Source organism: Streptomyces boluensis (genome assembly GCF_009908195.1).
GTDB classification, from domain to species: Bacteria; Actinomycetota; Actinomycetes; order Streptomycetales; family Streptomycetaceae; genus Streptomyces; species Streptomyces boluensis.
On record NZ_JAAAHS010000533.1, the window covers coordinates 1 to 4,104 of the forward strand.

4 protein-coding genes, 5 tRNA genes and 1 pseudogene are annotated in these 4,104 nt (G+C 71.9%); 4 read left to right on the top strand and 6 right to left on the bottom strand.

Going from position 1 to position 4,104, the window contains the following annotated elements:
- Nucleotides 1-99 (top strand): annotated as a pseudogene (locus GUY60_RS40110) (zf-TFIIB domain-containing protein); the annotation flags it as partial.
- A gap of 108 nt (nucleotides 100-207) precedes the next feature.
- Here the strand turns inward: GUY60_RS40110 and GUY60_RS35305 are convergent.
- From GUY60_RS35305 to GUY60_RS35325, 5 genes are all read right to left on the bottom strand, one after another.
- A tRNA-Val gene (locus GUY60_RS35305) sits at nucleotides 208-279 on the bottom strand.
- A 35-nt stretch (nucleotides 280-314) separates the two neighbouring features.
- Nucleotides 315-386, bottom strand: a tRNA-Val gene (locus tag GUY60_RS35310).
- Between the two features lie 24 nt (nucleotides 387-410).
- Nucleotides 411-482: transfer RNA gene (locus GUY60_RS35315), tRNA-Val, on the bottom strand.
- A 1-nt stretch (nucleotide 483) separates the two neighbouring features.
- A tRNA-Cys gene (locus tag GUY60_RS35320) sits at nucleotides 484-557 on the bottom strand.
- Nucleotides 558-594: 37 nt separating this feature from the next.
- Nucleotides 595-667: transfer RNA gene (locus GUY60_RS35325), tRNA-Gly, on the bottom strand.
- A gap of 175 nt (nucleotides 668-842) precedes the next feature.
- Between GUY60_RS35325 and GUY60_RS35330 the strand changes: the two genes are divergently transcribed.
- From GUY60_RS35330 to GUY60_RS35340, 3 genes are all read left to right on the top strand, one after another.
- Nucleotides 843-1,868: a chorismate-binding protein gene (locus tag GUY60_RS35330; protein WP_161705456.1), complete on the top strand. Its 1,026-nt coding sequence runs from the start codon at nucleotides 843-845 to the stop codon at nucleotides 1,866-1,868.
- Complete coding sequence (locus GUY60_RS35335) at nucleotides 1,865-2,686, top strand: aminotransferase class IV (RefSeq protein ID WP_161705450.1); 822 nt, start codon at nucleotides 1,865-1,867, stop codon at nucleotides 2,684-2,686. Before GUY60_RS35330 ends, GUY60_RS35335 begins: the two co-directional genes overlap by 4 nt.
- A 61-nt stretch (nucleotides 2,687-2,747) precedes the next feature.
- Complete coding sequence (locus tag GUY60_RS35340) at nucleotides 2,748-3,575, top strand: GNAT family N-acetyltransferase (RefSeq protein WP_161705452.1); 828 nt, start codon at nucleotides 2,748-2,750, stop codon at nucleotides 3,573-3,575.
- Nucleotides 3,576-3,606: 31 nt separating this feature from the next.
- On the opposite strand, the gene GUY60_RS35345 is transcribed toward GUY60_RS35340, so the two are convergent.
- Nucleotides 3,607-4,104: DsbA family protein (locus GUY60_RS35345; protein WP_161705454.1), on the bottom strand; the 498-nt coding region annotated here is incomplete at its 5' end.

A 4,104-nucleotide genomic window follows, 5' to 3' on the forward strand; every position in this document is an offset into this window, starting at 1 on the left:
CAGCCGGCCTGGGGCGCCCCCGCCCCGCACCACGGCGGCCACGGCCACCACGGGCACTACCGGCAGAAGAGTTTCGGCCGGATGCTGTTCTCCTCCTGAGCCACCTGAGCCCACAGGCCCGGGTGCACCCCACCCGGGCCTCGGCTGCGGGACCGCTCGCGCGCACGAAGAAGCCCCCGGCCAGATGGCCGGGGGCTTCAACTGCGGTGGACGATACTGGGATTGAACCAGTGACCTCTTCCGTGTCAGGGAAGCGCTCTCCCGCTGAGCTAATCGTCCTCGGGACCATGAACCCGAAGGTCATGTGCACTGCGTGCGCGATACTGGGATTGAACCAGTGACCTCTTCCGTGTCAGGGAAGCGCTCTCCCGCTGAGCTAATCGCGCGGGGCCCGTAAGAGTACCGGGCAGTGGACGATACTGGGATTGAACCAGTGACCTCTTCCGTGTCAGGGAAGCGCTCTCCCGCTGAGCTAATCGTCCTTGGAGGTGGAGACGGGATTTGAACCCGTGTAGACGGCTTTGCAGGCCGTTGCCTCGCCTCTCGGCCACTCCACCAGGAGCGTGGGAGTTCGGGAAGATCCCCCACATCCTGAGCGGACGACCAGGTTCGAACTGGCGACCTCAACCTTGGCAAGGTTGCGCTCTACCAACTGAGCTACGTCCGCTTGTTCCTCCGGGGCGCTTGGCGCGTCCCGGCGACGTGTTGAACTCTAGCGGATTCCGGGCCTAGTACAAAAACGCGTTTACGCAGCGTGCTGGGCGGACACCGGCCCGGGGCGGCCCGCGGCACACCGCCATAGACTCGCAGCCGTGCACAACCCCCCGGCTCCGTTCTCCCCGATGGCACGTTTCGGCAGTCTCGTGGCCACCGACCTGCGCGATGTCACCAGCGACCCCGCGGCTCTCGACTCCACCGGCTTCTGGGCCGTGGCCGCCGACTTCGAGGGCGCCCTGGTCTGCGCCCGCTTCGACAGCGTCCGCGAGGAACCCGTCCCGCCCCCGGTCCCCGGCCGCTGGCGCGGGCCCGCCGCCGGTGACTGGACGACATCGCTCGACCGCGCCGCGTACACGGCGGGCGTACGCCGCATCCGCGAACACATCGCGGCCGGCGAGGTCTACCAGGCCAACCTCTGCCGGGTGCTCTCCGCGCCACTCGCCCCGGACGCCGACCTGGACGCCCTCACCGCACTCCTCGCCCGCGGCAACCCCGCCCCGTACGCGGGCACGATCCGGCTCCCGGAGCACGGCGTGGAGATCGCCACGGCCTCGCCGGAACTCTTCCTCCGCAGGCGGGGCGGTGTCGTGGAGTCCGGGCCGATCAAGGGCACCGGACGGACCGAGGCCGACCTGCTCGACAAGGACCATGCCGAGAACGTGATGATCGTCGACCTGGTCCGCAACGACCTCGGCCGGGTCTGCGCCACCGGTTCCGTCACCGTTCCCGAACTGTGCGTGGTCGAGAAGCACCCCGGCCTCGTGCACCTCGTCTCCACGGTGCGCGGCGAACTCGCCGAGGGCGCCGGCTGGCCGGAGTTGCTCGACGCGACCTTCCCGCCCGGCTCGGTCACCGGCGCCCCCAAGTCCAGCGCGCTGCGGATCATCGACGCCCTGGAGACGGCACCGCGCGGCCCGTACTGCGGCGGCGTCGGCTGGGTCGACGCCGACCGCGGCACCGGCGAACTGGCCGTCGGCATCCGCACCTTCTGGGCCGACCGCACCGCGGGCGTGCTGCGCTTCGGTACCGGCGCGGGCATCACCTGGGGCTCCGACCCCGAGCGCGAGTGGCGGGAGACCGAACTCAAGGCGTCCCGGCTGCTCGCGGTAGCGTCGGGTACGTACGACGCACTGGGAGGAAGCCTCACGTGAAGATCTGGCTCAACGGCGGGCTGCAGGAGCTCGACACGGCACGCGTATCGGTCCTCGACCACGGGCTGACCGTGGGCGACGGCGTGTTCGAGACGCTCAAGGCCGTGGACGGCCGCGCCTTCGCCCTCACCCGGCACCTCGACCGCCTTGCCCGCTCCGCGCGCGGCCTCGGCCTGCCCGAGCCCGACCTCGACGAGGTGCGCCGCGCCTGCGCCGCCGTCCTCGACGCCAACCCGATGCCGCTCGGGCGGCTGCGCATCACGTACACCGGCGGACTCTCGCCGCTCGGCTCGGACCGCGGCGACGCGGGCCAGACCCTGGTCGTCGCGCTCGGCGACGTCACCCGCCGCCCGGACACCACGGCGACGATCACCGTCCCGTGGACGCGCAATGAACGCGGCGCGCTCACCGGCCTGAAGACCACCTCGTACGCGGAGAACGTGGTCGCCCTCGCCCGCGCGCGTGAAGCGGGTGCCAGTGAGGCGCTGTTCGCCAACACCGTGGGGCAGCTCTGCGAGGGCACCGGATCCAATGTCTTCGTCGTGCTCGACGGTGAGATCCACACGCCGCCGGTCGCCTCCGGCTGCCTCGCCGGGATCACCCGCGCGCTGGCCGTCGAGTGGACCGGCGCCCGCGAGAGCGACCTGCCCCTCGACGTTCTCGACCGCGCCGACGAGATCTTCCTGACCTCCACGCTCCGCGACATCCAGGCCGTCCACCGGGTCGACGACCGCCAACTCGGGGGCGCCCCAGGGCCGGTGACCGCCAAGGCCATGCGGATCTTCGACGAGCGCTCCGGCGCCGACCTGGACCCGTGAGCGGCAGCGCGTAGAGCGAAATCGGATGACGAGCGGCCCGGCAGCGGGTAGAAACCCCCTGATGACCACCACTCTGCGGCCGACCGGGCCGCTTCAGCGCGATACGGACGGCATGCGTTCACGCACCTACCAGGTGTGCGTGAACAGCCGTCCCGTGGGCACCGCGGAACTCGCCACCCACCCCGTCTTCGGCCCCACCGTGGGCCAGGTCCGACACCTCGCGATCGACGAGCCGGACCGCCGCCGCGGCCGGGCCACGGTCGCCGCGCTCGCCGCCGAGGAAGTGCTGCGCGGCTGGGGCTGCACCAGGGTCGAGGTGACCATCCCGGCCACGGCCCCGGCCGCCCTGAGCCTCGCCGAGGCGCTCGGATACATCGAGCGCAACCGCCGGATGGCCAAGCCGCTCGACACCGGCGCACCCCCGGAGCTGCCGGAGGGCAGCACCGTACGCCCGATGACCGACGCCGAGTACGCGCCCTGGCTGGCCCAGGCGCAGGCCGCGTACGCGCAGACCTGGATCGAGCGCGGCGTCCCCGAGGACCAGGCCAACGCCAAGTCGGCGAGCGACCACGCGTGGCTGCTGCCCGACGGCCCGGCCACCCCCGGCACGTCCCTGCTGGTCCTGGCGCACGAGGGCACGGAGGTGGGCACCCTCTGGCTGGTGGTGAACGACGACGGCGCGTTCGTCTACGACGTGGAGGTCGTCGAGGCGCACCGAGGCCGCGGCCACGGCCGCACACTGATGCTCCTTGCCGAGCGGGACGGCGTGCGCGGGGGAGCGGACGCCATCGGCCTCAACGTCTTCGCGGGCAACACCCCGGCGCTGCGCCTGTACGAGTCACTGGGCTACCAGCCGGTCACGTACTACCTGCACAAATCCCTGCGCTGAGCCCGAACGGCGGGGCCGGGGGCGGGAGTTGCTAGTCGGCGAGCAGCCGGTCCACGATCTGCTCGATCCGCTCCCGCAGCCCGTCCTGGCTCTTTCCACCGTCGAGCCGCTCGCCGTCGATGACGTACGTCGGTGTCCCGGTGACCCCGATGGCCTTGCCCTCGGCCTGGTCGGCGTCGACGATCAGGATGTGCCGGCCGTCGATCAGCGCGGTGTCCAACTCCTCGGCGTCCAGGCCGATCTCGCGCGCCACGTCGACGAGCAGCGGCTCGCCGGCGCGGCCGAACTCCTCGACCCGGGCGAGCACGGCCTCCACGTAGGGCCAGCCCTGGCCCTGCTCTGCGGCTTCCTCGGCGGCCTGGGCGGCGGCGAAGGCGTGCTTGTGCTTCTCCAGCGGGAAGTGCCGCAGGCGCACCTCGAGCCGGTCGCCGTAGCGGGCGCGCAGGGCCCGGACGTCGTCGAGGGCGGAGCGGCAGTCGGGGCACTGGAGCTCGCACCAGACGTCCAGGACGGGGCGGGCGGCGGGGTC

Excerpts from the sequence above, each read along its gene's own strand:
- GUY60_RS35340 (WP_161705452.1), top strand. The coding sequence starts at position 2,748 with ATGACCACCACTCTGCGGCCGACCGGGCCGCTTCAGCGCGATACGGAC.
- GUY60_RS35330 (WP_161705456.1), top strand. The coding sequence starts at position 843 with ATGGCACGTTTCGGCAGTCTCGTGGCCACCGACCTGCGCGATGTCACC.